Below are 26001 nucleotides of genomic sequence, written 5' to 3' on the forward strand. Positions count from 1 at the left end.
ACCTTAGTGTTCCGTTTGAATACGAGCGATTATTTGTATGTGTACGTGCGTTCAGCCGTGGGTGTGTTTGCTACCGAATACCGGACAAGTCCGGCAACTTGGTGACGCTCCCGCCAAGCCTGGGGCTGACCCCGTCCGCGGCGAACCCGAACGGCTTCGATTGCAGCGCCTCCGGCATCGCGCTGCTGACGCTGACGAACGCCCAGGCGGTGGCCAACGGCACGGTCACCGTCGCTTCCCCGCCGGCACTGCAATTCGCGCTCAACTCCCTCAACCTGGCGGCGGTGCAGGGGTCGGTCCCGACCTTCTCCCTGCAGAATCTGGACTACCAGAGCCTGTCGCCCGTCCCCTTCCCGCAGGCGATCTCCGCAAAGGCCTTCTATCCGTCCTGGACCGCGTTCTTCCAGCAACTCATCGCCACGAACGACGCGGCGCAGATGCTGACGAGCCAGATCAACGGCGCGCTGATGTCCCCGGGCAACATGGCGCAGGTCGCGAACCTGCTCACCAGCCAAATCACCAGCGCCCTCGACACCGTTTTCGGCAGTACGCAGGTCGCCGACAGCACGGTGGACACGGACGCCAACGACGTCGACAAGTACATCTTCAACCGGGCGCGGGGCGCGCTGAACGACCCCAGCGGCTATGTCTATGTCCCCACCGTGATCCTGGGCTCCAGGTCGCCGCAGCTGGCCCCCCTCACGGCGACTAATCTATCCATCGACGGCCCGTTCAGCACGTCCGTCCTGGGCCAGTCGGTCCAACTGAGCAACATCTCCTTGGCCAATCTGGTGATCGACGGCCTGTCCAACGTGATCGCCCCGCCGAACAGCACCATCTTCGGCGCCAACCAGCAGGCCACCGCGACCCTGCTGCTGGGCGAGGTCCCGGCGGCGACCAAGGTGAACGTGAACGGCCAGCAGGTTGCCGTGCCGTCGCCGCCGGTCACGGCCACGACGCCGTTCAGCCTCGACATCCAGGTGAACCAGAACCAGCCGATCCCGATCAGAGGCACGCTGAACCTCAGTCTGGTAAACACCAGCGGTACCCTCGGTGTGACGACCACGCTCTACTCCGACGGCGACAACCCCCAGCAACTGTCGCTGACCTACACGCAGGTCACCCTGGTGGCCGGCTCCGGCGACGTGACCCTGACCATAACGCTGCCTTCGGAAGACCGGCAGTACCAAATCTTCATCAACGCCTTCCTGGGGCAGGACGCGCTGATCCAGGCCATCATCGGCGCCATCAACGACTACATCGGCCAGAACCTGGGCCAGATCAGGCAGGCTGCGACGCAGTTCGCGCAGAACGCGCTGAACAATCTGGGGAAGTGAGACCATGGCCTCGAACATCTACGCGACCCTCCAATGCCTGCTTCACACCAGCGCCGGCACCCAGGCCCTCCAACTTGCCTATGACCAATTCCCCGGCCCGGTCCAGACCGCGATCGGCGACTACCTGAACGGCATCACGCTGCAACTGGGCAGCGAGGCGACCCTGAAGGTAGACCCGTCCACCCGGCAGCTCGAACTGCAAGCCCTGGTTGGAACCGCCAGCATCGACCTGCAGGCCACGGCCAGCGGAGCCACCCTGACGCTGGTCAGCATGAAGTGCAGCGGCGCCCAGGTGGTGCTGACCTTCAGCGACGTTGACGGGGGCATGGCGCTGACCCTCGACACCACAATGGGGAACAGCCTGCAATGGCCATTGCAGGCGGCATGGCCGCAGCTTCTGGACTGGACGCCGGCGAACCGGGCGGCCCTTGCGAACGGCCAACCGTGTTGCCGGGCGTCAACAACGGTCAGCCCGTCCGCTTCTACTCGTCCGTGTACCTGAAGTTCCTGGACGTGGTGGAGGACCACCTCTACGCCCTTGCCACCACCGACAACCAGTTCCAGCTGGACTACGCGGTGCAGGAGGGCAATCCCGCCGGTGGCTGCGGCACCTGGAGCGGGGACAGCATCACCTTCCTGCTCAACCCCAGCCAGTACCAGCTCGGCGCTTCCTTCGGCTTCAACTTCGGTTGGCAGAACCTGACCGATGGAAATCGCCGAGATATACAGCGTCGTGGCGACGCCCTGGGTGATCAGGAACGACAGCTTGCCCGGGATGAAGCTGTAGGACAGGTCGAAACTGTAGAAGAAGGCCAGGAACAGGCTGAGCACTTCCAGCCAGACGGCGGCGACCTGCAGCCGAAGGCTGAGCCGGCCGAGAAGATGGACGTTCAGCGTGAGGATCAGCGTTAGGCCGAGAGCGGCCCAGACGGTCACCAGCGACTCGCCGCCCGGCAGGGCCGCAGTGACCGGCGCGACGGCGGCGGCGAGGCCGGTGTGCCCGATGCCGCCGACGATGCCGGCCGCCGTGATGGCGAGCGCCAGCACGCCCAGGAACCACGCCTTGTTCGTCAATCTGTCCCGGCGCACATGGTCATGGTACATGCCTGCGTCTTTCCCTTCCGTGCGTTTCACCTACAGTCCGTCCATCAGCCTGTACCGGCCGTGCGACGGGCGGTATCCGGCAATCCGCCGGCTTGGACGGTAAAATGAGGAATATTGCCGGGTGAGACCCTGCGCTACGACGGCTGGACCCGCCGGATTGAGGGCGATGCGCGGGCGCCGCTTGCTTCGATTGCCCCGCATGCGATAAACCGGGCGCGGCGGGCTTCGCCGAAGGGCATGATCGTGTTTCGGGATTTCGGCGGCTTCACCGACTTGGAAAAGGACTTGGCGCTTTTCATGACCGACCTGCATCGACGGCTCGTCGTCAGCCAGCGTTCTGCGAGGATCGAGACGACGCGGGCGCAAACGCCTTGCTGACGGGACTGCCGGATTTCGCAGCCCAGGGAACCGCTCTCGCCGCCTTCATCGAAGCGCATGCGGACTGGGCGGAAGCGATCATCTTCCTGATGGCGTTTGCGGAGGGGCTGACACTCGTCGGGCTCCTCATTCCCGGCGTCATCATGCTGACCGCGGTCGGCGCACTCGTGGGAGCGGGCGTTCTCGATTTCTGGTCGGTCTATCTGGCGATCGCGGGCGGCGCCATCCTGGGGGACGCCACCTCCTACTGGCTGGGCCGCCGCTATGGCGAGCGCATGTTCCGGAAGTGGCCGTTGAGCAGGCAGCCCGAACTGCGCCGCCGTGGCGAGGCCTTCTTCCAGCGTCATGGAAGCAAGAGCGTGTTCCTGGCGCGCTTCATCGGCCCGTTGCGCGCGGTGGTGCCGACGACGGCCGGCATGATGGCCATGCCCCATCGGAAATTTCAGACGTTCAATGTCCTGTCGGCGGTGATCTGGGCGCCGCTGCTGATGTCGCCGGGCCATCTTGCCTGGACCGGTTACGACTTGAGCGGAATGGGCATCCGCACCGCACCGCCCGCCAACGGCGCTGCGGGACAAGGCGCGGCAAAATCCTGTGCGCCCGCTCCACCCGTCGCCGGGCTGCCGGAAAGAACGGGTTGTTGACCCCAGTCCCCAGCCTCACGACGACGTCCGTCCGGTTCACTCCGCCGGGCATTCTGACGCAGGGTAACCCCTAATCGCGCAGTCCGGGGGCGTGGGCTACTTTGGCGTGTCCCGCCGTTCCTGGTGATGTTCGGCAAGCGTGTCCGTAGCTTGTTGAAGGTCCCTCATACGGCGGGGCGCCCTCGTGATGATATGATGCTGCCCTTTGTGGCGCTGCCGACAGCCGCAAGTCCAACGGTTCCTGTCCGATGGATCTGGTAAAGGCGCGCATTGACGATTAGCTTGTCAAACAAATGGTCATAGAGCGTCCCGATAGCCGGTGGCTGCGGGCGAGTGGAAAGGGACGGGCGGCCATGTCGAAAGCGATGCGCATCCATCAGGGAAGCTTCGGCCGCGTCGCCCTGCTGGACATGGACAATGCGCTGATCCATCACGCGCATCCCCATTGCCATGTGCTGATCAAGGCGTCCGGCGCCGACACGCGCTTTGCGGTGGGGGACCGGCTCTACCCGCTTCGCGACGACACCGCGGTGCTGGTCAACAGCTGGGAGGCCCATTCCTACGCCCATCAGCCGGGCGCCCCGCGCACCGTGATCCTGGCGCTGTACATCGAGCCGCGTTGGCTCGGCGCCATGCAGCGGGAACTCAACGCCAGCGGCAATCCCGGCTTCTTCGCGCAGTCCTGTGGCGAGCTGACGCCGTACATCCGCCGGCTGGCCGACCGCATGGCGGCGGAACTGCTGTATGACGACCCGTCGGGCGAACGGATGGAGGAGGCGCTGTTCGACCTGATGATCGCCATCATCGACCGCTTTTCCGAATGGCGGAGGCTGGGCGGCGCCCGCTGTGCCGTCCCGGCGGCCGGCGACTTCCGTATCCGTCAGGCCATCCGCTTCATGCGGGGGACCTTGGGGGAGGAGTTCGACGCCGGCCGCGTCGCCGCCGCCGCCGGCCTGTCGCGCGCCCACATGTTCCGGCTGTTCCAGCAGACGATGGCGATCACCCCGGCGCTCTATTTCAACGTGCTGCGGATGGAGGCGGCGATCGACGCCATGGCCGCCGGGCTGGAAAGCGCGACCGAGGTGTCCGGCCGGCTCGGCTTTTCGGCGCCCAGTCATTTCAGCCGCTTCTTCCGCAACCACCAGGGCGTGACGCCCACCGAATACCGGCGCGTCGTCAATCTGGTGGACCAGCCCGCGGGGAGGCCGCCCGAGGCCGGGCATGCGTGAAAACGAGACGCTCAAAAATGACACCCAAAAATGAGACGCTAGGGTAAATAGCGACACTCCACGGTAAAAGCTTTGCTCGGCGAACGGTCTAGTCTCCTCCGGTAACGGGAGGATGACGATGACGGCCACGCAGACCGCCACGCAGACCATTGAAATAAAAGAGAGTCCGGCGCCATTCGTCGGCCGCGCGATGCCGCGGGTGGAGGATGCGGCGCTGCTGACCGGCGTCGCCCGCTATGCCGACGATCTGCCGGTGAAGCCCGGCACCCTGCACGCGGCGATCCTGCGTTCGCCGCACGCCCATGCCGATCTGCTGGGCATCGACACAGCCGCCGCCCTAACAGGGCGCGGAAAAACGAACATATTCGGGCCTTTTTCCCCCGCTGCGGCTTGAGAATGGGAGTTCTGACGCCCGTTTTCATCAGAATAGAGCGCCTTTTCGCGCTCTGCGGCTCCCGGAACCGCCATTCAGGCGGATTCCGGGCGTGATTATGCCGCCGCCAGCAGCTTGGGCAATCGGATCAGGTTGTAGGCGGTAGCGGTCAGGGTGAACATCCAACCGACGCGGGCCGTGCCGCGATGACGCGTCTTGCGCAAGCCGGCTCCCTTGATCCAGCCGAACACCTCCTCGATCCGTTTGCGGACTCTCAGGCTGACGGCGTAGCCGGGGTGGCGGGTGGTCCGGCCGTCGATCGCCGAGCGGCGGTTGCTCGTGTTCTGCGCAACATGCGCAGCGGCGCCCAAGCTGCGCATGTTCGCCACGAAATCCTTGGTGTCGTAAGCCTTGTCGGCGCCGACTGTGATGCGGTGGCGGCCGGGGATGGCCTCAATCATGGACACCGCCGCTTCGCGTTCAGCCAGACCGGTGGCCGCGGTGAGCCGGACATTCACCACCAGGGCGTGACGGTTCTCCATCAACGCATGGCCCATGAAGGCCAGCTTCGCCGGCTGCCCGTTGCCCTTGCGGTACAACCGCGCCTCGGGATCGCTGGTCGAGGCATGGGTCTCGTTGGACCGCTTCTCGCCATGAAAGTCGCGGTCGCCGTTGCGCCCCGGCCCCGGCGGCTCGCCGCTGCCGTCCTTGGGCCGAAAGCTCTTCACGCTGGCCCAGGCTTCGATCAGCGTGCCGTCCACCGAGAAGTGCTCGTCCGACAGCAGCGCCTTGACCTTCGGCTGACCCAGCACGGTGGCCAGGAACGTGGCCGCCACATCCCCGGCCAGCAGACGCTCACGGTTCTTGGTGAACACCGTAACGTCCCATACCGGGGCGTCCATCGACAGGCCGACGAACCAGCGGAACAGCAGGTTGTAATCGAGCTGTTCCATCAGCTGGCGTTCCGAGCGCACCGAGTAGAAGGCCTGGAGCAGCAGAGCCCGCAGCAGCTTCTCCGGCGGGATCGACGGCCGCCCGATCTTCGAGTACAGGCCTTCGAAGGCGGGCGACATCACCTCCAGCGCTTCATCCACGATGGCCCGGATCGGCCGCAGCGGGTGATTGGCCGGAACCCGCGCCTCACAGCTCACGTAGCTGAAAAGACCCTCGCTGCGTTCGTCCGATCCGCGCATCATCCCCTCTCCGACCGCACCCTGTGCCAGCAGAGAGAATCACGAGAGCCCGCCGCAGCACAGCCTTTTTCCGCATCCTGCTAACGGTTCCCGGCGTCGCCGCAGTGGTGACCGGGGCGGACGCCAAGCGACATGCCAGCGCCTTCCTGGTCGGCATCCGCGCGCCGATGGAGCATTGGTGCCTCGCCATCGACCGCGTGCGCCATGTCGGCGAACCGGTGGCGGTGGTGCTGGCCGACAGCCGCTATGTTGCGGAGGACGCGCTCGACCGCATCGAGGTGAGCTATCGCCTGCTGCCGCCGGTGACCTCGATCGTTCAGGCTTTGGACGAGGAATCGGAGCCGCTGCATCCGGCGGTGGGGTCCAACCTCGTCAACAGCCGCGGCTTCCGCTATGGCGACCCTGACGCCGCCTTCGCCCGCGCCGCCCGCACCGTGTCGGTCGAGGTCGAGTATCCCCGCAACTCCTGCACCCCGATGGAGTGCTTCGTCGTCCTGGCCGATTACGACGCCGCCGAGGATTCCTACGAGGTGCTGTCGAACTTCTCCGGCCCCTTCGCCGTCCATCCGGTGATGGCGCGCGCGCTGAACGTGCCGGGATCGCGGTTGCGGCTGAAGACGCCACCCCATTCCGGCGGCAGCTTCGGCAACAAGCAGGCGGTGTTCCCCTATGTCGTGCTGATGGGGCTGTGCGCCCGCGTCGCCGGGCGGCCGGTGAAGTGGGTGGAGGACCGGCTGGAGCATCTGATGGCCGCCACCTCCGCCACCGCGCGCTGCATGCGGATCGAGGCGGCGGTGGAGCCGGACGGCCGGGTGCTGGCGCTGCGGATGGAGCAGACCGAGGATTGCGGCGCCTATCTGCGGGCGCCGGAACCGGCATCGCTCTACCGCAACCAAGGCAACCTGACAGGCGCCTACGACATCCCGAACCTGACGGTGACCAACCGCATCGTCGTCACCAACAAGACGCCGACCGGCCTCAACCGCGGCTTCGGCGGCGGACAGCTCTATTACGGGTTGGAGCGGCTGATGAACCTGGTGGCGGCGGAGCTGGGGCTGGACCCGCTTGACGTCATCCGCCGCAACCTCGTGGCGGCCGAAGCGATGCCCTACAGCACCGCGTCGGGCGGGACGCTCGACAGCGGCGATTACCGCGCGACGCTGGAGCAGGCGGTGCGCGAAGGGGCGCTCGACGCGCTGAAGGCCCGGCGCGATGCGCTGCGGGCGGAGGGGCGGCTCTACGGCATTGGCTACGCCGCGGTGGTCGAGCCGTCGATCTCCAACATGGGTTACATCACCACCGTCCTGACCGCCGAGGAGCGGCGCAAGGCCGGACCGAAGAACGGCGCGCAGGCGACAGCCAGCGTCGCCGTCGATCCCACCGGCGGCGTGTCGGTGACGGTGGCCTCCGCCCCCCAGGGGCAGGGGCACCGCACCGTGCTGGCCCAGGTGGTGGCCGACGTCTTCGGCCTGCGCTTCGAGGACATCCGGGTCAACACCGACCTCGACACCGGCAAGGATGCCTGGTCGATCGCGTCAGGCAACTATTCCAGCCGCTTCGCCGGGGCGGTGGCGGGAGCGGCCCAGGTGGCGGCGACCCGTCTGCGTGGCCGCATGGCGGCGCTGGTCGCCGGGCAGCTGAATTGCCGGGCCGACGATGTGCGGTTTGCCGGTGGCCGGGTCTACTCCGACGCCAACCTGGACAACGGCCTGTCCTTCTCCCGCGTCGCCGCCGCCGGCCATTGGGCGCCCGGCATGCTGCCGGACGGGCAGGAGGCGGCTCTGCGCGAGACCGCCTTCTGGACGCCGGATCCGCTGAAGGCGCCGACCGACGCCGACCACATCAATAGCTCCGCCTGCTACGGCTTCATCTTCGATTTCTGCGGGGTCGAGATCGACCGGACGACGGGGGCGCTGCGGATCGACCGCTACGTCACCATGCACGACGCCGGCCGGCTGCTGAACCCGCTGCTGGTCGAGGGGCAGATCCTGGGCGGCTTCGCCCATGCCGTTGGCACCGCGCTGTACGAGGAATACGCCTATGGCGAGGACGGCCGGTTCCTGTCCGGCACCTTCGCCGACTATCTGGTGCCGACCGCCTGCGAGGTGCCGCTTCCCGTCATCCTCCACCGCGAAAGTCCGTCGCCGGTGACACCGCTCGGCGCCAAGGGGGTGGGGGAGGGGAATTGCATGAGCACGCCGGTCTGCCTCGCCAACGCGGTGGCGGACGCCCTGTCCGGCATAGCTGTTGATGAGGTGCCGTCCCTGCCCATCACCCCATCCAAGCTGGCGGCGCTGATCCATCCGCCGGAGCCGCCGCGTCCGGCTTCTACCGCCGGTTCCGGAGAAAATCCGCCGCCGATCACCACTCCGGCCGGGCGCGGCCTGACCGGTGAAGGCAGCCGTGAAGTGCCGGCGACGCCGGAACAGGTCTGGGCCATCTTGTTCGATCCGAAGGAGTTGGCGGCGCTGCTGCCCGGCTGCGAGGCGCTGAACCTTGTCGGTCCCAATGCCTACCGGGCGGAGGTGGTGGTCGGCATCGGCCCGGTGCGCGGCCGTTACACCGCGGAGGTTGCCTTGTCCGACCTCGACCCGCCCAACGCGCTGACCTTGACCGGCAGCGGCACCAGCGCGCTGGGGTCGGGCAGCGGCACGGGACATCTCACGCTGGAGCGCACGGCCACCGGCACGCGCGTCACCTACCGCTACGGCGCGTCGGTCGGCGGCAAGGTCGCCGCGGTCGGCGGCCGGATGCTCGACAGCGCGTCGCGCCTGCTGATCGGCCAGTTTTTCGAAAAGCTGGTCGCCCGGGCCGGTGGGGCCGAGGCCCCCGCCGAACGCCCGTCACTTGTGGCGCGCCTGCTGCGTCTTCTGGGGATCGCCCGATGAAACCCGCGTCCTTCGACTATCTGCGGCCGGCGACCGTCGCCGACGCGCTGGCGGCGCTGGCGTCCGGGGGCGAGGACGCCCGCGTGATCGCCGGCGGCCAGTCGCTGATGCCGATGCTGAACATGCGGCTGGTCCAGCCGCGCCTGCTGATCGACCTCGGCCGGCTGGAGGAACTGCGCATGCTGCGGGCCGAGGACGGCTGGCTGAGCGTCGGCGCCGCCGTCACCCAGGCCGAGGTGCTGGCCCGCCCGACCCTGGCGCAGGAGGTGCCGCTGCTCGCCGCCGCCCTGCCGTGGGTCGGCCATTTCCAGACCCGCAACCGCGGCACGCTCTGCGGCTCCGTCGCCCATGCCGACCCCAGCGCCGAGACGCCGCTCTGTCTGGTCGCCACCGGTGGCGAGGTGGTGCTGCGCAACCTGCGCCGCCGCCGGACCGTCGCCGCCGCCGATTTCTTCCTGGGGCCGCTGACCACGGCGAAGGCGGCAGACGAGATCGTCGAATGCGTCCGCTTCCCGCTCGCCCGGCGGGGCAGCGGCCATGCCTTCCGCGAGCAGTCGATGCGGCGCGGCGATTTCGCCATCGCCGCCTGCGCCGCCACCGTGGACGACCACTCCGCCAGCCTCGCCGTCGGCGGGGTTGCGGACCGGCCGACGCTGCGGTCCTGGCCGCTCGTTGCCGGCGGGCTGCCGCCGGATCTCGACGAGGCGCTGAACGCTTTCGCCTGGGATTTCGGCGGTGACGACGACCAGCACGCCACCGCCCGCTACCGCCGCGACCTGGTCCGCCGGATCGGCCGCACCGTCCTTGAGGAAGCCCTGTCATGCCGCCGCTGACCTCCACATCGCCGCTGACGGCGGAGACGCGACACGCCGTCTCCATCGTCCTGAACGGCGCACCGCGCACCGGCCACGCACACCCGCGCCTGCTGCTGAGCGATTTCCTGCGCCATGAGCTGGGCGCCCACGGCACCCGCGTCGGCTGCGAGCATGGCGTCTGCGGCGCCTGCACCGTCCGCATCGACGGTGTGGCCGCCCGCGCCTGCCTGACGCTGGCGGTCCAGGCCGAGGGCCGCCGCATCGACACCATCGAGGGACTGACACGGGCCAACGGGGGATGCATGACTGCGCTCCAGGAGGCGTTCCGCCGCCATCACGCCCTGCAATGCGGCTTCTGCACGGCCGGCATCCTGATGTCGCTGACCGACTACCTGGGCCGCAACCCCAAGCCGACCGAAGAGGAGCTACGCGACATGCTGAGCGGCCATCTTTGCCGCTGCACCGGCTATGCCGGCATCGTCCGGGCCGTGATGGACGTCACCGGTCGGACGAGGACGGAGGCCGCCCATGTTTGATCTCGGCCGCAGCATCCTGGCCAGCGCGGAGCGCAGCCCCGGCGCGGTCGCCATCGTCGACGGCGACCTGCGGCTGACCTACGCGCAATGGCTGGAGCGCATTCGTCGGCTGGTCGGCGCCTTCGACCGGCTTGGCCTGCGTCCCGGCGACCGCATCGCCACCGCGTTGCAGAACAGCTGGGAGATGGCGACCCTCCATTGGGCCTGCCAGCTGGCCGGCATCGCGGTCGTGCCGCTGAACTGGCGGGTGAAGGCCGACGAGCTGGACTATTGCCTGCCCAACGCCGACGTGCGCGCCCTGTTCTATCAGGAGGTGTCGGCCGACGCCGTCCGGGACTCCGCCGCGGCCCGGGCTTTGCCCCGCATCGCTGTTGGAGGTGGCGACGACACCGACCGCCGCTTTGCCGACCTGCTGGAAAGCGAGCCGGCTCAAGCGCACCCCCGCGCCACGGCGGAGGATGTCTCGCTGTTTCTCTACACCTCCGGCACCACCGGCAAGCCCAAGGGCGTGCCGCGCCGCCACCGGACGGAGCGGGCCGCCGCCGTCGCCCATGTCGCGCAGAACTGCTACCGCCGGGGCGAGCGCACGCTGGGGGTGATGCCGCTCTACCACACGATGGGGGTGCGCTCCCTTCTGGCGATGGCGCTGATCGACGGCTGCTTCGTCTGCCTGCCGCGCTTCGATACGGCCCGCGCGCTGGAACTGATCGCGGCGGAACGCCTGACCTGCCTCTATCTCGTGCCGACGCTCTACCACGACCTGCTGGCCGCCCCGAAATTCGCGCAAGCCGACGTGTCCTCGGTGCGCAAGCTGGGCTTCGCCGGGGCGTCGATGACCGATGGCCTGTTGAAGCGGCTCGACGCCGCCTTCCGGCCCGAGCTGTTCGTCAACCATTACGGCTCGTCCGAGATCTACACCTTCACCATCGACCAGAACGCGCCTGCCAAGCCGGGGTCTGCCGGCAAGGCGGCGCTGAACCAGCGCATCCGCATCGTCCGCCTCGGCAGCTTCGATCCCGACGAGCGGACCGCCGCCGGGGAGGAGGGGCAGATCGTCGCCGACCTGTCGGGCGACGAGTCCTTCGAGGGCTATTGGAAGCGACCGGACGCCGACGCCAAGGCGCTGCATGCCGGCTGGTACTTCACCGGCGACATCGGCTTCTTCGACGGCGACGGCGACCTCTTCGTCACCGGTCGGGTCGACGACATGATCATCACCGGCGGCGAGAACGTCTCGCCGGTCGAGATCGAAAGCGTGCTGTCGCTGCATGACGGCGTGCTGGAGGTCGCGGTCGCCGGCCTGCCCGACGAGCGCTGGGGCCAGCGGGTCGTCGCCTTCGTCAGGCGCGCCCGCGGTGTCGAGGCGGCGGATCTCGACGACCATTGCCGCACCTCCGGCCTCGCCAACTTCAAGCGCCCGCGCGAGTACGTCTTCCTCGACGAAATCCCGAAATCGCCGGTCGGCAAGATCCTGCGCCGCAAGCTCCAGGCCGGCGAATTCGCGCTCGAACAAAGCCCAACCGAACAAAGCCTTCAGCCATGGAGTTTCCGACCGTGACCCCCTACCGTTTCGACAGCACCGACCGCCTGCTCGCCAACCTCGATGGCTTCCGCGTGGAGATCGACGAGACCAAGGAGCGCGCCGACATCGTGCTGCACCGCCCGCCCTTCAACATCGTCAGCATGCTCCAGCGCGACCAGTTCGCCGCCGCGTTCGCGGCGCTCGACCGCGATCACAGGGTGCGGGTGATCGTCCTGCGCGCCGAGGGCGAGAACTTCTCGTCCGGCGGCAACATCGCCGGATTCATGGAGATGCCGGCGGAGCATGTGTCGGAGCTGGCCGTCAACATCGCCGCCCCGGAACGCTGCCGCAAGCCGGTGATCGCCCAGGTCCGCGGCTATTGCTTCGGCGTCGGCTTCGAGCTGTCGCTGGCCTGCGATTTCCGCATCGCATCGGAAACCGCGCAGTTCGCCCTGCCGGAGATGCGCATCGGCATGATCCCCGGCTCCGGCGGGTCGGCCCGCCTGCTGCACATGATCGGCATCTGCCGCACCAAGGACATGGTGATGCGGGCCAGACGCATCTCCGGCCGGCAGGCCGCCGACTGGGGATTCGTCACCGACTGCGTCGCCGACGCGGAACTGGAAGCGATGGTCGGCGCCCTGGTGGACGAGCTGCGCGGCTTCTCGCCGCTGGCCCAGCGCACCATCAAGGGCGTGCTGAACAGCGGCAACAACGTGTCGGTCGACGGCGCCATCGAGATCGAGGGGCAGGCCTACGGCCGCCTGCGCGGTTCGGAGGATTTCAAGGAGGGCGTTGCCTCCTTCCACGAGAAGCGCAAGCCCGTCTTCAAGGGGATCTGACCGACGCTTCCAAGCACGGGCAACAAAGCACGGACACCATAGGGAGGAACCAAAAATCATGACCAAGACCACGCTTCTCGGCACCGCCGCGGTCGTCCTGCTCGGTCTGGCCGGCGGCGCGTCCGCCGCCGATCCGATCCGCATCGGGGTGGTGACCCCGCTGTCGGGCACCTACGCGCCGATCGGCCAGCAGGTCCGTTGGGGGCTGGAACTGGCGACGAAGGAGGTCAACGCCGCCGGCGGCATCATGGGGCGTCAGATCGAGCTGCTGTTCGAGGACGAGGAGGCCAATCCCGCCGTCGCCACCCAGAAGGCGGAGAAGCTGTTCCAGGTCAACAAGGTCGATTTCCTGACCGGCACGGTCAATTCCGGCTCCACCCTGGCGGTCGGGCAGCTGGCGGAGCGCAACGGCAGGCTGATCGCCACCACCGTCTCCTTCTCCGACGCCATCACCACCGACAAATGCTCGCCCAACGTCTTCCGGGTGAACGCGCGGGCGGGGCAGCAGTCGGCGGCGCTGGCGGAATGGCTGGCCAAGGACAAGCCGAAGGCCAAGGTCTATTATCTCGGCCCCGACTACGAGATGGGGCGGTCCACAGTCGCGGCCTTCAAGGCGGCGGCGGAGAAGACCGGCGCGCAATCGACCGGCGAGGTCTTCGCGCCGCTCGGCAGCAAGGATTACTCCCAGTATTTCGGCCAGCTCCGCGCCGCGCGGCCCAGCGTGCTCTACACCTCCACCGCCGGCAACGACACCGTGCGCCTGCTGACGCAGATGAGCGAATACGGGCTGCTGCGCAACCTGACCATCGTCGGCGCGTCGGGCACCGTGACCGCCCAGAACATCGGCGCCATCGGCAAGGCGGCCGACGGCTTCGTCACCGGCGTCGGCTATTCTGCGGAACTCGACACGCCCGAGAACAAGGCCTTCGTCGCCGCCTTCCGCAAGGCCTACGACACCGCACCCGACCTCTACGGCGCCGACAGCTACGGCCTGATCGGCTTCTTCAAGGCCGCGGTCGAGAAGGCCGGCGGCACCGATACCGAGCCGCTGCGCAAGGCTATGGAGGGCCTGAGCTGGAGCACGCCGCAGGGCACCAAGACCATGCGGGCCGGCGACCATCAGGCGGTCCAGGACATGTATGCCGTGCGCATCGCGGCGGACGGCGGCAGCACCCGCTTCGACGTGGTCGGCACCGTTCCGGGCGACGCGGCCATCGGGCCGGACCAGTGCACCCGCTTCTGAGGAACCGCTTCCAGGGAGCCGACGGCCATGGCCGAACTCATCGACTATCTGCAATTCGTGCTGGCGCCGCAGGCGCTGAACGGCCTGTCGCTCGGAGTCGCCGTCGTCCTGATGGCGCTGGGCCTGACCATCATCTTCGGGCTGCTGGACGTCATCAACATGGCCCATGGCGAGTTCTATGCCATGGGCGCCTTCCTGGCGCTGACCCTGGCCGGGCTGGGGGTCGGGTTCTGGGCGCTGCTGGTGCTGGTGCCGCTGCTGATGCTGCCCATCGGCTGGCTGGCCGAGCGCTGGCTGATCGCGCGGGTCTTCCACAGCCGCGACCGCCACATCCTGACCCTGCTGCTGACCTTCGGGCTGGGGATGATCCTGGAGGACCTGCTGAAGCTGGTCTACGGCCCCAACACCCTGCGGCCGGAGAACCCGATCGAGGGCGGCACCGAGATCCTCGGCATGTTCCTGCCGAACTACCGGCTGTTCCTGATCGGCTTCGGCCTCGCGCTGATCGCCGCGGTCTGGCTGGTGGTCTTCCGCACCGGGCTGGGCGCCATGGTGCGGGCGGCCGCCTTCGACAAGGACATGGCCTCGTCGCTGGGCGTGCCGGTGCGCCGGGTCTATGCCGGCACCTTCGCCTTCGGCGTGGCCCTGGCCGCTCTGTCCGGCGTGCTGCTGGCGCCGATCTACTCCGTGTTCCCGACCATGGGGCGCGACTTCATCCTGATGGCCTTCACCGTGGTGATCGTCGGCGGCATGGGCTCGATCCAGGGGGCGGTGATCGCCGGCCTGCTGCTGACCCAGGTGCAGGCGCTGTCCAGCCTCTACATCTCGCCGGTCTGGTCGGACCCGCTGGTGTTCGGAATCATGGTGCTGGTGCTGATGGTCCGGCCGCAGGGCCTGTTCGGGAGGCTGGGACATGCCTGAGGCCACCACGTTGCGCACCCTGTCCGACCCCGGCCACGTCGGGCCGGTTTCCCGTCTTTCCCGTTTGGCCCCCGTCCATTGGCTGGCGTTCGCCTTCCTGGCGGCGGCGCTGGGTTTCGCCGCCGCCGCCTGGGCGACCGGCAACGGCTTCTACCTGCGGCTGGCGACCGAGGCGCTGATCTTCGCGGGTCTGGCGATGAGCGTCGACCTGTTGTTGGGCTATACCGGCCTGCTGTCGCTGGGGCAGGCGCTGTATTTCGGGCTGGGGGCCTATGTCTCCGCACTCGTCCTGCGCGACGTCGCTCCCAGCTTCTGGCTGGCGATGGGGGCGGCCCTGCTGTCGGGCATTCTGGCGGGCCTGATCGGCGGCGTCATCGCCAACCGGGTGAAGGGCGTCTATTTCGCCCTCATCACCTTCGGGCTGGCCCAGGTCGCGGCCAAGACCGTCTACAACACCCGTGCGCTGGGCGCCTCGGACGGGCTGATCGGCATCCCGCAGATCCAGGTCGGCTTCGGACCGTTCAGCCTCGACACCGCCGACCCGCTGTCCTTCTTCCTGTTGGTGCTGGCCCTCACCGTCGCGGCCTATGCCGGACTGGCCTATCTGATGGACGCGCCCTTCGGCCGGACGCTGGCCGCCATCCGCGCCAACGAGAGGCGCGTGCCGTTCCTGGGTTTCAACGCCTGGCGCTACAAGTTGGCGGTCTATGTGCTGGCCGCCTGCGTCGCGGCGCTGGCGGGGGCGCTCTACCCGATGCTGCGCGGCTTCGTCTCGCCGGAACTGATGTTCTTCGAGACCTCCGGCAACGCCGTCATCACCGTGATCGTCGGCGGCGTCGGCACGTTGGTCGGGCCGGTGGTGGGCAGCCTGCTGCTGACCGCCCTTCGCTCCGTCGTCGGTTCCTGGACCGAGCATCACCTGATCGTCGTGGGGGTCATCTTCATGCTGTCCGTCATCTTCCTGCGCAAGGGGCTGGTCGGCGCCCTGCTGGCCCGCCTCAGCCGCCGCAACGGGCAGGGGAGGTAGACGCCATGATGGCATCCTCCCTCAAGACCGCGGCGGCCGGTGCGGGCGGAGCCTGCGCGCTCGGCGTGCGCGACCTGTCGGTGAATTTCGGCGGGCTCCAGGCGGTGGCGGGCGTCGGCTTCGATGCCGCCGCCGGACGGATCACCTCGGTCATCGGCCCCAACGGGGCGGGCAAGAGCACGCTGTTCAACCTGATCAGCGGCGCCATCCGCCCCACCGGCGGCCGGGTGACGCTGGACGGCGCCGACGTCACCGGGCGCTCGCCCGACCGGCTGCTCGCCGCCGGGCTGGCGCGGTCCTTCCAGATCACCAACCTGTTCTTCGAGCTGCCGGTCCTGGAAAACCTGCGGATCGCCGCGCAGGTGCTGGAGAGGCCCTGGCACGCGCTGCGTCCGGTCGGCCACAGCCGCCGGGCGCTGGCCAAGGCCGACGCGCTGCTGGAGCGGTTCGGCCTGTCGGCGAAGGCGGGGGAGCTTGCCGGCAACCTGTCGCATGGCGAGCAGCGGCGGCTGGAGATCGCGGTGGCGCTGGCCGCCGAACCGAGGGTGCTGCTGCTGGACGAGCCGACCCAGGGCATGAGCCACGGCGACACGGCCGACACCGGCGCGCTGATCCGCTCGCTGGCCGGCGATCTGACCGTGCTGCTGATCGAGCATGACATCGGCCTGGTGATGAGCCTGTCGGACCATGTCGTCGTGATGGCCCAGGGGCGGAAGATCGCCGAGGGCCCGCCGGCCGCGGTGCGCGCCGATCCCGCCGTACAGGCCGCCTATTTCGGACACGGATGAAACCCATGCTATCCATCGAGAACCTGCACGCGCATTACGGCCTCAGCCACGTCCTGCAGGGGGTGTCCCTGCAGGCCGGTCCGGGCGAGGTGGTCGGGCTGTTCGGCCGCAACGGCGTCGGCAAGACCACCATCCTGAAATCCATTGCCGGCTGGGTGCCGGCCAGTTCCGGGACGATCCGGTTCGGCGGCGTCGATCTGGCCGGGCAGATGCCCGACGCGATCGCCCGCCTTGGGCTCGGGCTGGTGCCGGAGGATCGCCGCATCTTCCCCGGTCTCAGCGTCGAGGAGAATTTGCGGCTGGGGCTGCACCAATGTCCCGGCCGCGTCCGTCAGGACAACGAGCGGGCGATCGGACAGGCCTTCGCCCGCTTTCCGCGGCTGGCCGAGCGGCGGCGGCAGCTCGGCACCACCCTGTCCGGCGGCGAACAGCAGATGCTGGCGATGGCCCGCGTGATGGTGGGGACCGCAAAGCTGCTGCTGATCGACGAGCCGACGGAAGGGCTGGCGCCGATGATCGTCGACGAGATCTTCGCGATCATCACCGAGCTGAAGCGGGCGGGGCTGACCATCCTGCTGGTGGAGCAGAACATCCACCGTGCGCTGGACGTCGCCGACCGGTTCTACGCGGTGGAACGGGGACGCATCACGCTTCGGGGCGAAGCGGCCTCTTCCGCCGACCGTGCCCGGCTGATGGAGATGGTTGCCGTATGATCCGGCCGCCGATGGTCATCAGCCACGATCAACGGCGGTCGAAGTTGCGATCCACGGCGACATAGCTGTATGGCGCCTGGACGTAGTTCAAAATGCCACCGGTGTCGACATAGGGAGACAGGAGTTTGGTCAGATTGAGCCCGACACCGATGTAGAAGTGCCGTTCGCGCCGGTCGGAGGCCTCCGTGCCGGAATAGCTGTCATAGTTGCGGGCATAGTAGCCGACGTGGAACTCCAGATGGCGCAGCACCGGGTCGGTGACCGCTTCGAACCCATCGGCCTTGACGGCGATAAGGTACTTCAGGCGCTGGTAGTCGGTGGTGACGTCGAGCTGTCGCTTGCCGCTGGGAAATGGATCGTATTCTGCGCGGAAGTCGAATTTCCGCTTGATCTCGGGATACTCCCACAACGCATAGCCGAGCGCCGCCCCGGCGGTGTTGAACAGCATGTCCTGGTAGGAGAAGCCGTAATCGTCGCTGAAAGCGTCTCCGATCTCGATCGCCGTCATGACGCCGAGAGACGAGAAAGCTCCGTAGCGGGCCGCGTCCGACCGCCCATAGCCGAACCGCTCGTAGCTGTGGGCGAACAGGTGGCTCAGCGCATAGCCCGACCAGGCATGACCCAGCTTGTCGGCGCCGCCCTCGCCGGTGGTGCGGCCGAACCAGCCCTCGTCCTGAAATCTGGGGCCGCCCGAGCCCCAATCCCATGACCACGTGCCCCAGCCCAATGCCACCGCGCCGACCCCCAGGTTCAACCAGAGAGCCTTGTCCGCGCGGGTCATTTCCGCAGACGAAGCCCATCCGGATTGGCAAACGAGGGCAAGCGTGAATAGAAATCGAGCCAGATGTCTCATTCAGCCTCACACGAAAAGAGGGCCGAGTTCCGGGAGCAGGTCAAAGAGGATTGCCACGAATGCCGGATGTTTGATCCCGGCTACCGCGACATTGTGTAATAACAGAATTGTCTGAATGGCCCTGGCAGGCCATTGCTCATTTGTGTTCGGATGGGAGCGAAAAGAGGCATCACTTAGTACAGTGTATTCCGAGATGCCTCCTTGGGGATGGCGTGCAGCACACCGGCACCGGCGGTGCGGCCCGGTCGGCATAAGGCGACAGGGCGCTGTTCGTCCTGCCTGGACAGGGCCATTTCATGCACCGGCACCGGCCGCCACGGTCGAATGTCGGGAACCCGGATGCAAGGGGGATTGCCTCCATGTCGAACGTTGTCCTTCTCGGAGATTCGATCTTCGACAATGCCGCCTATGTGGGCGGCGGTCCCGACATGGTGACGCAGCTTCGCCCGCTTCTGCCGCAGGGTTGGCAGGCGACCTTGCGGGCGGTGGACGGCGGCGTCACCGGAAGCGTTGCCGCTCAGGTCGGGCAACTCCCCCCGGATGCCAGCCATCTCGTGGTGAGTGTCGGCGGCAACGACGCCCTTCGGCATTCCAGTGTACTCGACGAGGGGGCGCGGTCGGTCGCCGGCGCCGTCAATGCGCTGGGCGAGGTGCGGGAGCAATTCCAGCGCGACTATCGGGCGATGCTCGACGCCGTGACGGCCCGGCGCCTGCCGACGGTGGTCTGCACCATCTATGATGCGAACTACCCCGACCCGCTGCGGCAGCGGCTGGTCGTCACCGTCCTGACCATCTTCAACGACGTCATCACGCGGGCCGCCTTCGCGCGCGGGCTGCCGCTGATCGACCTCCGCCTGATCTGCGACGAGGCGGCGGACTATGCCAACCCGATCGAGCCGTCGGTCCAGGGCGGCGGCAAGATCGCCCGGGCGATTGCCGCCCTCATCGCCGGCCATGACTGGTCGCAGCCCCGCTCCACCGTGTTCGCCCGTTAGGGTGGTTTCCAATCATCCGCCATGCACGATGAGGGTTCTTGGCCTTGTGCCCAGCTTCCTATGCCCGCTTGTAGGCCATCAGGAAGGCCACGGTGCAGAGCAGGGGAAGTCCGATGTCGCGCATTTGGAAATCGATGTGGAGGATGGCGGCATAGAGAACGATGCCGATCGTGGCGATGGCCGGCAACAGGGTGTCGGCGAGCCCGAGTATGCCGCGGCCGTCAAGCCAGGCGCCGGCCGCCAAGGCCACGCGAACCAGCGCGATCAGGATGAGGAGGGCGATGCCGGCCATCAGGACATATTCCAGGGTGAACACCGCCGGCAGATACCCGGCGGGAACCGATCCGGTGAGGATCGGAGCCAATGCGCCATGCGCCGCCATTACCCCGATGACGGCGATGTAATGCAGTGCCGTCGCCAGCAGCAGATTGACGGACAGCAGCTCCACGGTTCGCCAGGGCAGGAAGGTGGGCCAACGGATACGGTCGAGGACGAGGATGCTCGCCGCAGTCCCGCTGCCGAAGAGCAGCGCATAATCGGGCGACAGCGGCCATTTCGACACCCCGTGACCGAGGACCAGGATGTCGAACAACGCCACCGAGAGGCCCAGCAGGGCGACGATCGCAATACGGTGGGAGTGCCGGTGGTGGGCGAACACCCGCCCCGCAACGACGAAGAGGATCCACGGGAAGACAGGGAACCAGCCGGGAAAGGATGGCACGAACAGGCCGTAGATGAAGGGAAGCGGCAAGGCGACCCAAGCGCCGCAGAGCGCCAGAAGGAAAAGGCCGATCAGCATCCGGTTGGCGGCGCCGACCCTGGCGGCGATATCGAACAGCAGCCGGGCGGCAAAGAGAAACATGAAGAAGTCGCTGGCGAAGGGGTTGTTCTGTTGATACAGGCTGTGGATGGCCGCCAGGATGAACAGCTTCAGATGATCCTCGATCCGCCGGCCGAGCGGCTTCGCCAGGAAGCGATCGAGCGTCATTCCGAAGGCAAAGAAGAACAGCACGGGCGCCAGTTCGAAGACGAATTGCAGGATGTTGACGAGATGGTAGGCGTCCGGCATCGCGCGCCCCCAATGGCCCGCCACCATGAACGCAAGGGCGGAGACGCGGATGATGTCCAGACTTCTGTCTCTGGCTGCCGGTGGGGTCGGCAGTGGCACGTGCTCACTCCCAAGGACGGGCCGAGCAGAGGCCCGGTTTGTCATGACGAGTGTTTCGGCCGGGCCGGCAGTCATCTTGCGCTCCCTCATGACCGGTGCGGACGGGTGATGCCCAGGCGTCTCGGCATTGCCGCCGCCCATGCGGTGACTGCGGCGCGGTCCTTGCGGTCCAGCATCCAGACCATGAAGAGGGTTGCACCCAGATAGAGGGGCAGGGCCGGAAGCGTCTTGGTGTAGAAGGGGTCGAACCCCACTTCGTAACGCCAGAAGGGGACGATCGAGAAAGGGGCCAGCGCCGCGACGCCGAAGATCCAGCGTGAGAACCACCAGGCGGGGACGAGGGCGGCCAGCGCCAGGATCCACAGCATGAACCAGGGCCACATGTGGGTCGATATGCTGAACACCACCGCCGCCATCACCGCAGTGGCGGCCTTCCAGGCATTTTCCGTGGTGGGCCGACGGTAAAGAGTGGCCAGGGTCCATATGGCGAAGGCGGCGAAGGAACCGCGCACGAGCCAGCGCAGGGGAGCGAGGTCCATGTCCATCAGCCTCTCCGCCACGCGGACGACGTCGACCGGTTGAAGCCACTGCCAGCCGGACATGCCGCGGGCTCCATCGAAGAAGGTGGGAGAGCGGAAAAAGAGGAACAGGACGGCAAGGAAGAAGGCGGCTGCCGGAATTCCGCGCAGAAGATATGGAACCAGGATGCTCCTGAAATCCATGCGCCCGGATTTGCCGACCCTGTACAGCAGATCGACGGAGACCAGGGCTGCGCTGGTGTATTTGCAGGCGGCCGACGCCGCCAGCGCCAGCGGGCCCGCACGGTCGCCGGAGGGAAGACGCATCAGCCACAGCAGCATGAAGACGACCATCGCCATGTCGTTGTGTCCTTCGCCGGCCGAATAGATGTGGCCGATGGGCAGCCAGCCGAACGCGACGAGTCCGGCTGCGGCGGTCGCCTCGTCATGGGTCCGGCCGATCCACCGGACGATGGCGAGCGCGGCGATCCAGGCGCCCCCCAGGACCAGCTTGAACAGAAGCCCGGTCACCCAGACGTTTCCGTCGCTGAGAGCCATGATACCGGCCGAGATGACCGCCCACAGGGGGCCGTAGGTCATCTTCGCCGACACCTCGTCGAAGGGGTAGAATCTGGCCTGTTCCGGCGTGAAGGGAACATAATAAGGGTTGAGGCCATCGATGATTTTTTCGCCCCATAGCGCGGAAAACCAGAGGTCCTGCGTCATCACCGGAACCGACGGAATGCAGGCGACGGTGAAAAGAACCGGCCAGAAGAAGAGGCGGTCCGTCATCGCCTTGGTGACCGGGCCGCCGAAATCGGACAGCCAGCGGAACAGCCATGCCGCCACGGCGATCTGAAGGGCCAGCGGGAAGCAATAAGACAGGAAGTAAAGACCATCATGGGTGAAGACGTTGCCGTCGGTGAGTGCATGCGCCAGCGGGACCGGAAAGTCTGCGATGGATGCTGCGAACCGAGCGAAGAAAGCGGCTTGATTGGGCAGGCCGACTTCCCCGTCTCGTGCATCCGACGCTGCAAGAAAGTAGCTCAGTGCCGAATAAAGTAATAATAACGACGTTACGATAAGTCCCAGTCTGTCGATAACGGCGCCTGTCTTCCTGTCGTCAGGGGCGTGTGGCACAGCGCTTGTTAAAGATATTTTTCTCGCAACCCGCACTGACATCTCGTCCACCAGTGTGTTCTTGACGGAGGCGCCGAGTCCTATATTAAAGAAAATCAGATAAAATTTGGTTGTTCTTCGGTGATAATGCTGGATTTTTCTATTTGGATGCAGCCGCTTGCCCTGTTTTGCGCATCAATTTCCATTGATGCTGCGCATTCGAATGAGGCTGGCGCTACGGCACCGGCAAATGTCTGGTCTGCCGGGAGCATCCAATTCCGTCATGAGTGGCCGGAATGAGCATCTGGTTGCGGCAGCAAACATATGGGTGCCCGGCGTCATGCCAATTTGCCGCCGGAACCGCGTGGCTCCCGCATTTTTGCTGGCCAAGATGACAGGATACGGCCTTCAGCACTCGGTGCTCGGTTTGCGATGAAGAAGATGGCTGCGGCCTGGAGCAGGGCGAGTACGAGTTCCAACCGCCTTCATACCTTCCAGCTTTGAAGCTCCGCCTTCAGACGTCGGCTTGCCGAAGGGATCGGATCGCTGTTTACCCGTCGAGCGTGAGCACGATTTTGCCCTGCAGATGCCCGGCGGCAGCGCGCCAGTGGGCCTTGCCCGCCTCGGCGAGCGGGAAGGTGCTGCGCCGCCCCTCATGTGAAGCGTGGCGAACTGGTTCCCGTGCTCGCCGACCTCGCCGTGGGGCCGCAACACCATAGCCGCGCTGTGGCTTGCCAGCCGGCACTCCAACCCCGCGGTGCGGGCCTTTCTCGACCATCTGCGCGAGGTTGCGGAGCGGTTGATGACGAACGCGAGTCTGCCGCTTCGATGATGTCGATCAGCGGCTCGGGCAGGTCCGTGTCCGGAGAGCGCGACGGGAGGGTAGCGGTCGGTTCAGGGGCCGCCGCGTCCGCCGGCTGGAAGACCTGCAGCTCGATCTCCGACACCTTCACCTCCGGCGTGTCGGCCGGGCAGAAGATGGTGGTGCGGATGCCGGCGCCGGTGGCGTAGGCGGCCAGCGCCGCCCCGGCATTGCCGTTGGTCGGCATCGCCATATGCGTGATGCCGAAGGACTTCGCCATCGACACCGCCATCACCAGCCCGCGCGCCTTGAAGGAACCGGTGGGAAGCCGTCCCTCGTCCTTCACCAGCAACTCTGCCGCGCCCAGCCGCTTCGCCGGCCGGGACAGCGCGACCAGCGAGGTCACCGCCTCGCCCAGGCTGACGATGTCCTCCACCCGGCGGACGGGCAGAAGCTCGCGGTAGCGCCACAGATCCTGCGGGCGTTCGGACAGCGAGCTCTTGGTCAGCGCCTGCTTCACGCCGTTCAGGTCGTAGCGGACCAGCAGCGGCTTGCCGGAGCGCGACAGGTTGTGGACGGTGTACGGCCTCGTACCGTTCGCCGGTGTAGGCGCATTCCAGATGGGTGACGAAGTTGGGGCGCTCGACCGAGAGGTTGGAATCGAAGCGCACGGGATTGATGTCTTGGAAAGCCATTTGGCGGACCATGCCCCATTTGCGGACCGTGTGGACCTCGATCCAGCGGAAGACGACGTTCTCGACCAGGAGGCCGATCCGGATGACGGTGACGAGGCCGGCGAAGACCTTGTCGATGTAAAGCTCGTTGCGGTTCTGGAAGATGAACCAGCCGAGCCCGCCCTTGCCGGACGACACGCCGAACACCAGCTCCGCCGCGATCAGCGTGCGCCAGGTGAAGGCCCAGCCGACCTTCAGCCCGGTCAGGATCGCCGGGAAGGCGGCGAGGATCAGCAGCGTCACGACATAGCGCAGGCCGCCCAGCCCGTAATTGCGCCCGGCCATCCGCAGCGTCTCCGACACCGAGGTGATGCCGGCATGGGTGTTCAGCGCCAGCGGCCACAGCACGGCATGGACCAGCACGAAGATCAGGCTGACCTCGCCCAGCCCGAACCACAGCATGGCGATGGGCAGCAGGGCGATGGCCGGCAGCGGGTTGAACATGGAGGTCAGCGTCGACAGCAGGTCGTTGCCGATCCGGGTGGACACGGCAACCGTGGTCAGCAGCACGGCCAGCACCACCGCCACCGCATAGCCCTTCAGCAGCACCGACAGCGAGGTCCAGGCCATCGACAGCAGATCGTCGCGCCGGATGCCGTCCCACAGCGCCGCCGTGGTGTCGGTGAAGGTCGGGAACATCAGCGGATTGTTCTGCCAGACCGCCGCCGCCTGCCACAGCGCGACAGCACCAGGATGCGCGAGCCGACGACCAGCGCCTCCTCGATGGAATGGGTGACGAACAGCACGGTGAAGCGCAGATCGTCCCACAGCTGCAGCAGCTCCTCCTGCATCGTGCGGCGGGTCAGCGCGTCGAGCGCGGCGAAGGGCTCGTCCATCAGCAGGATGTCGGGCTCCATCGCCATGGCGCGGGCGATGGCGACGCGCTGCTTCATGCCGCCGGACAGCATGTGGGGGTGCACGTCGGCGAACTTCGTCAGGTTCACGCGGGCGATGCAGTCGAGCGCCTTTTCCTCCGCCTCGCGCCGCATGGATTTCAAAAGGGCCGATTGAGGAGAGAACTCCCGAATACTGAGCCGCGCCGGATCGCCTCGGTCTTGTAGAGGCGAAGAGGCCGTCGATCGTCTTGGCCAAGCCGCTGTCAGCCTCCGGCAAGCCCGGTGCGGTCCAGTTCGATTCTCACGACATGTTTTGGTCGGCGTAGCGCTCGGCGATTTCCTGGAAGCGTCCGGCAAGCCGCAGGAACGCGTCGGCGACATCCGGATCGAAGTGGCGGCCCCGCCCGTCCAGGATGATCGCCACGGCCTGCTCGTGGCTCATCGGCTCCTTGTAGACGCGCCTGGAGATCAGGGCATCGTAGACGTCGGCCAGCGCCATCAGCCGGGCCGATACGGGAATGTCCTCCCCTTTCAGGCCGCGCGGGTAGCCGGAGCCGTCCCACTTCTCGTGATGCGCCTCGGCGATCTCGCGGGCGAAGCGCAGGAAGGATGGCGTGTCGCCTTCCAGCCGGTCCTCCGCCCGCGCCAGGGAATCGCTGCCCAGCGTGGCGTGGGTCCTCATGATGTCCCACTCCTCCGCCGTCAGCTTGCCCGGCTTCAGCAGGATGGCGTCGGGGATGCCGACCTTGCCGATGTCGTGCAGCGGCGCGGATTTGTAGAGCAGGTCGATGACGCCATCGGTCAGGAAGGCGGCGAAGCGCGGGTGGTGGCGCAGCTCTTCGGCCAGGGCGCGGACGTAATGCTGGGTCCGCAGGATATGGCTGCCGGTCTCGTTGTCCCGCGTCTCCGCCAGAGAGGCCAACGCCATGATCGTCACGTCCTGGATCGCCCGCATATCCGCGGTGCGGCGCTCCACTTCGGCTTCCAGGAACAGGTTCTTGTCGCGGATGTAGTCGGCCGCCTCCTTGAGGCGGATGTGATTGCGCACGCGGGCCAGCAGAATGGGCGCGCTGATCGGCTTGGTGATGTAGTCCACCGCACCCAGCTCCAGCCCGGCCTGCTCGTCCGCCTGCTCCGACAGGGCGGTCAGGAAGACCACCGGGATGTCCCGAGTGGCGGCATCGGCCTTCAGCCGGCGGCACACGGCGTAGCCGTCCATCTCCGGCATCATGATGTCGAGCAGGATCAGGTCGGGAGCCGGAGCGGTCTGTGCGATTCGCAACGCCTTCTCACCGCCGCTCGCCACCTTGACGCGGTAGCTCTCCTTCAGCAGGCCGGCCATCAACATCAGGTTGTCCGGTGTATCGTCCACCACGAGCACCAGGGGGCGGCGGGCTTCGGAGTCGGTCATCTCAAGCGGTCT

The 26001-nt window shown here is 67.0% G+C and carries 24 protein-coding genes and 1 pseudogene; 16 read left to right on the forward strand and 9 right to left on the reverse strand.

The window, feature by feature from the left end; genetic code table 11:
• The first annotated feature begins 101 nt into the window (after window positions 1–101).
• A complete protein-coding gene (locus tag F1643_RS16250) occupies window positions 102–1337 on the forward strand; it encodes a hypothetical protein (protein WP_194914273.1) in 1236 nt (411 codons plus the stop codon).
• Window positions 1338–1457: 120 nt separating this feature from the next.
• Here F1643_RS16250 and F1643_RS16255 read toward each other — a convergent pair whose 3' ends face one another.
• Window positions 1458–2471: a hypothetical protein gene (locus F1643_RS16255; protein WP_194914274.1), complete on the reverse strand. Its 1014-nt coding sequence runs from the start codon at window positions 2469–2471 to the stop codon at window positions 1458–1460.
• A gap of 84 nt (window positions 2472–2555) precedes the next feature.
• Between F1643_RS16255 and F1643_RS16260 the strand changes: the two genes are divergently transcribed.
• The 4 genes from F1643_RS16260 to F1643_RS16275 all read left to right on the forward strand — a co-directional run bounded on the left by F1643_RS16260 (window position 2556) and on the right by F1643_RS16275 (window position 5086).
• Window positions 2556–2819, forward strand: coding sequence for a hypothetical protein (locus F1643_RS16260; protein WP_194914275.1), 264 nt, complete (start codon window positions 2556–2558; stop codon window positions 2817–2819).
• Window positions 2813–3463 (forward strand): DedA family protein, encoded by a 651-nt coding sequence (locus F1643_RS16265; RefSeq protein WP_194914276.1) that lies wholly within the window; start codon window positions 2813–2815, stop codon window positions 3461–3463. The genes F1643_RS16260 and F1643_RS16265 overlap by 7 nt, the downstream gene beginning before the upstream one ends.
• A 353-nt stretch (window positions 3464–3816) precedes the next feature.
• Complete coding sequence (locus F1643_RS16270; RefSeq protein WP_194914277.1) at window positions 3817–4692, forward strand: AraC family transcriptional regulator; 876 nt, start codon at window positions 3817–3819, stop codon at window positions 4690–4692.
• A 118-nt stretch (window positions 4693–4810) separates the two neighbouring features.
• Complete coding sequence (locus F1643_RS16275; protein WP_206692527.1) at window positions 4811–5086, forward strand: hypothetical protein; 276 nt, start codon at window positions 4811–4813, stop codon at window positions 5084–5086.
• 95 nt (window positions 5087–5181) lie between these two features.
• Here the strand turns inward: F1643_RS16275 and F1643_RS16280 are convergent, their stop codons facing one another.
• Window positions 5182–6258 carry an IS5 family transposase gene (locus F1643_RS16280; RefSeq protein WP_194913242.1) on the reverse strand — a complete coding sequence of 359 codons (1077 nt, stop codon included), beginning with the start codon at window positions 6256–6258 and terminating at the stop codon, window positions 5182–5184.
• 23 nt (window positions 6259–6281) lie between these two features.
• On the opposite strand from F1643_RS16280, the gene F1643_RS16285 reads away from it, so the two are divergent.
• The 10 genes from F1643_RS16285 to F1643_RS16330 are packed head-to-tail and all read left to right on the forward strand — an operon-like array spanning window position 6282 to window position 17553.
• Window positions 6282–9146, forward strand: a complete 2865-nt coding sequence (locus F1643_RS16285) for a molybdopterin cofactor-binding domain-containing protein (RefSeq protein WP_370540644.1) — start codon at window positions 6282–6284, stop codon at window positions 9144–9146.
• Window positions 9143–9979, forward strand: a complete 837-nt coding sequence (locus F1643_RS16290) for a xanthine dehydrogenase family protein subunit M (protein WP_194914278.1) — start codon at window positions 9143–9145, stop codon at window positions 9977–9979. The genes F1643_RS16285 and F1643_RS16290 overlap by 4 nt, the downstream gene beginning before the upstream one ends.
• On the forward strand, window positions 9967–10497 hold the full coding sequence (locus F1643_RS16295) for a (2Fe-2S)-binding protein (RefSeq protein ID WP_194914279.1): 531 nt from the start codon (window positions 9967–9969) through the stop codon (window positions 10495–10497). The genes F1643_RS16290 and F1643_RS16295 overlap by 13 nt, the downstream gene beginning before the upstream one ends.
• Window positions 10490–12055 carry an AMP-binding protein gene (locus F1643_RS16300; RefSeq protein ID WP_194914281.1) on the forward strand — a complete coding sequence of 522 codons (1566 nt, stop codon included), beginning with the start codon at window positions 10490–10492 and terminating at the stop codon, window positions 12053–12055. Before F1643_RS16295 ends, F1643_RS16300 begins: the two co-directional genes overlap by 8 nt.
• The gene (locus F1643_RS16305; RefSeq protein WP_370540645.1) at window positions 12052–12861 is read left to right on the forward strand and encodes an enoyl-CoA hydratase/isomerase family protein; all 810 of its coding nucleotides are present in this window, start codon (window positions 12052–12054) and stop codon (window positions 12859–12861) included. The genes F1643_RS16300 and F1643_RS16305 overlap by 4 nt, the downstream gene beginning before the upstream one ends.
• Before the next feature lie 58 nt (window positions 12862–12919).
• Window positions 12920–14104, forward strand: a complete 1185-nt coding sequence (locus tag F1643_RS16310) for an ABC transporter substrate-binding protein (RefSeq protein WP_194914283.1) — start codon at window positions 12920–12922, stop codon at window positions 14102–14104.
• Window positions 14105–14131: 27 nt separating this feature from the next.
• Entirely contained in the window at window positions 14132–15025 is an 894-nt protein-coding gene (locus tag F1643_RS16315; protein WP_194914284.1) for a branched-chain amino acid ABC transporter permease, read from the forward strand.
• The gene (locus tag F1643_RS16320) at window positions 15018–16052 is read left to right on the forward strand and encodes a branched-chain amino acid ABC transporter permease (protein WP_194914286.1); all 1035 of its coding nucleotides are present in this window, start codon (window positions 15018–15020) and stop codon (window positions 16050–16052) included. Before F1643_RS16315 ends, F1643_RS16320 begins: the two co-directional genes overlap by 8 nt.
• A gap of 5 nt (window positions 16053–16057) precedes the next feature.
• Entirely contained in the window at window positions 16058–16840 is a 783-nt protein-coding gene (locus F1643_RS16325; protein ID WP_255542888.1) for an ABC transporter ATP-binding protein, read from the forward strand.
• A 5-nt stretch (window positions 16841–16845) separates the two neighbouring features.
• Window positions 16846–17553, forward strand: a complete 708-nt coding sequence (locus F1643_RS16330) for an ABC transporter ATP-binding protein (RefSeq protein ID WP_194914288.1) — start codon at window positions 16846–16848, stop codon at window positions 17551–17553.
• A gap of 28 nt (window positions 17554–17581) precedes the next feature.
• Here F1643_RS16330 and F1643_RS16335 read toward each other — a convergent pair whose 3' ends face one another.
• Window positions 17582–18334, reverse strand: a complete 753-nt coding sequence (locus tag F1643_RS16335) for a DUF2279 domain-containing protein (RefSeq protein ID WP_194914289.1) — start codon at window positions 18332–18334, stop codon at window positions 17582–17584.
• A 431-nt stretch (window positions 18335–18765) separates the two neighbouring features.
• On the opposite strand from F1643_RS16335, the gene F1643_RS16340 reads away from it, so the two are divergent.
• Window positions 18766–19401 carry an SGNH/GDSL hydrolase family protein gene (locus F1643_RS16340; RefSeq protein WP_194914290.1) on the forward strand — a complete coding sequence of 212 codons (636 nt, stop codon included), beginning with the start codon at window positions 18766–18768 and terminating at the stop codon, window positions 19399–19401.
• Between the two features lie 58 nt (window positions 19402–19459).
• On the opposite strand, the gene F1643_RS16345 is transcribed toward F1643_RS16340, so the two are convergent.
• The 6 genes and pseudogenes from F1643_RS16345 to F1643_RS16370 all read right to left on the reverse strand — a co-directional run bounded on the left by F1643_RS16345 (window position 19460) and on the right by F1643_RS16370 (window position 25989).
• On the reverse strand, window positions 19460–20644 hold the full coding sequence (locus F1643_RS16345) for a hypothetical protein (RefSeq protein ID WP_194914291.1): 1185 nt from the start codon (window positions 20642–20644) through the stop codon (window positions 19460–19462).
• An 11-nt stretch (window positions 20645–20655) separates the two neighbouring features.
• Entirely contained in the window at window positions 20656–21936 is a 1281-nt protein-coding gene (locus F1643_RS16350; RefSeq protein ID WP_194914292.1) for a hypothetical protein, read from the reverse strand.
• 923 nt (window positions 21937–22859) lie between these two features.
• A complete protein-coding gene (locus F1643_RS23545) occupies window positions 22860–23528 on the reverse strand; it encodes a pyridoxal-phosphate dependent enzyme (RefSeq protein WP_370540646.1) in 669 nt (222 codons plus the stop codon).
• A gap of 247 nt (window positions 23529–23775) precedes the next feature.
• Window positions 23776–24381: pseudogene (locus F1643_RS16360) on the reverse strand (ABC transporter permease); the annotation flags it as partial.
• Window positions 24381–24959, reverse strand: a complete 579-nt coding sequence (locus F1643_RS16365) for an ATP-binding cassette domain-containing protein (RefSeq protein ID WP_255542890.1) — start codon at window positions 24957–24959, stop codon at window positions 24381–24383. The gene F1643_RS16365 and the pseudogene F1643_RS16360, both read right to left, overlap by 1 nt.
• Window positions 24880–25989, reverse strand: coding sequence for an HD-GYP domain-containing protein (locus F1643_RS16370; protein ID WP_194914293.1), 1110 nt, complete (start codon window positions 25987–25989; stop codon window positions 24880–24882). The genes F1643_RS16365 and F1643_RS16370 overlap by 80 nt, the downstream gene beginning before the upstream one ends.
• Between the last annotated feature and the right edge of the window lie 12 nt (window positions 25990–26001).

It is taken from the genome of Azospirillum sp. INR13, from assembly GCF_015390205.1.
GTDB lineage: Bacteria > Pseudomonadota > Alphaproteobacteria > Azospirillales > Azospirillaceae > Azospirillum.

What these genes read in the sequence shown, in the direction of transcription:
- F1643_RS16270 (WP_194914277.1), top strand. Translation starts at nt 3,817, where the DNA reads ATGTCGAAAGCGATGCGCATCCATCAGGGAAGCTTCGGCCGCGTCGCC.
- F1643_RS16275 (WP_206692527.1), top strand. Translation starts at nt 4,811, where the DNA reads ATGACGGCCACGCAGACCGCCACGCAGACCATTGAAATAAAAGAGAGT.
- F1643_RS16280 (WP_194913242.1), bottom strand. Translation starts at nt 6,258, where the DNA reads ATGCGCGGATCGGACGAACGCAGCGAGGGTCTTTTCAGCTACGTGAGC.
- F1643_RS16290 (WP_194914278.1), top strand. Translation starts at nt 9,143, where the DNA reads ATGAAACCCGCGTCCTTCGACTATCTGCGGCCGGCGACCGTCGCCGAC.
- F1643_RS16295 (WP_194914279.1), top strand. Translation starts at nt 9,967, where the DNA reads ATGCCGCCGCTGACCTCCACATCGCCGCTGACGGCGGAGACGCGACAC.
- F1643_RS16300 (WP_194914281.1), top strand. Translation starts at nt 10,490, where the DNA reads ATGTTTGATCTCGGCCGCAGCATCCTGGCCAGCGCGGAGCGCAGCCCC.
- F1643_RS16310 (WP_194914283.1), top strand. Translation starts at nt 12,920, where the DNA reads ATGACCAAGACCACGCTTCTCGGCACCGCCGCGGTCGTCCTGCTCGGT.
- F1643_RS16315 (WP_194914284.1), top strand. Translation starts at nt 14,132, where the DNA reads ATGGCCGAACTCATCGACTATCTGCAATTCGTGCTGGCGCCGCAGGCG.
- F1643_RS16320 (WP_194914286.1), top strand. Translation starts at nt 15,018, where the DNA reads ATGCCTGAGGCCACCACGTTGCGCACCCTGTCCGACCCCGGCCACGTC.
- F1643_RS16325 (WP_255542888.1), top strand. Translation starts at nt 16,058, where the DNA reads ATGATGGCATCCTCCCTCAAGACCGCGGCGGCCGGTGCGGGCGGAGCC.
- F1643_RS16330 (WP_194914288.1), top strand. Translation starts at nt 16,846, where the DNA reads ATGCTATCCATCGAGAACCTGCACGCGCATTACGGCCTCAGCCACGTC.
- F1643_RS16335 (WP_194914289.1), bottom strand. Translation starts at nt 18,334, where the DNA reads ATGACCCGCGCGGACAAGGCTCTCTGGTTGAACCTGGGGGTCGGCGCG.
- F1643_RS16340 (WP_194914290.1), top strand. Translation starts at nt 18,766, where the DNA reads ATGTCGAACGTTGTCCTTCTCGGAGATTCGATCTTCGACAATGCCGCC.
- F1643_RS16345 (WP_194914291.1), bottom strand. Translation starts at nt 20,644, where the DNA reads ATGACTGCCGGCCCGGCCGAAACACTCGTCATGACAAACCGGGCCTCT.
- F1643_RS16365 (WP_255542890.1), bottom strand. Translation starts at nt 24,959, where the DNA reads ATGTCGCCGACGCGTTCCTGCGGCTTGCCGGACGCTTCCAGGAAATCG.
- F1643_RS16370 (WP_194914293.1), bottom strand. Translation starts at nt 25,989, where the DNA reads ATGACCGACTCCGAAGCCCGCCGCCCCCTGGTGCTCGTGGTGGACGAT.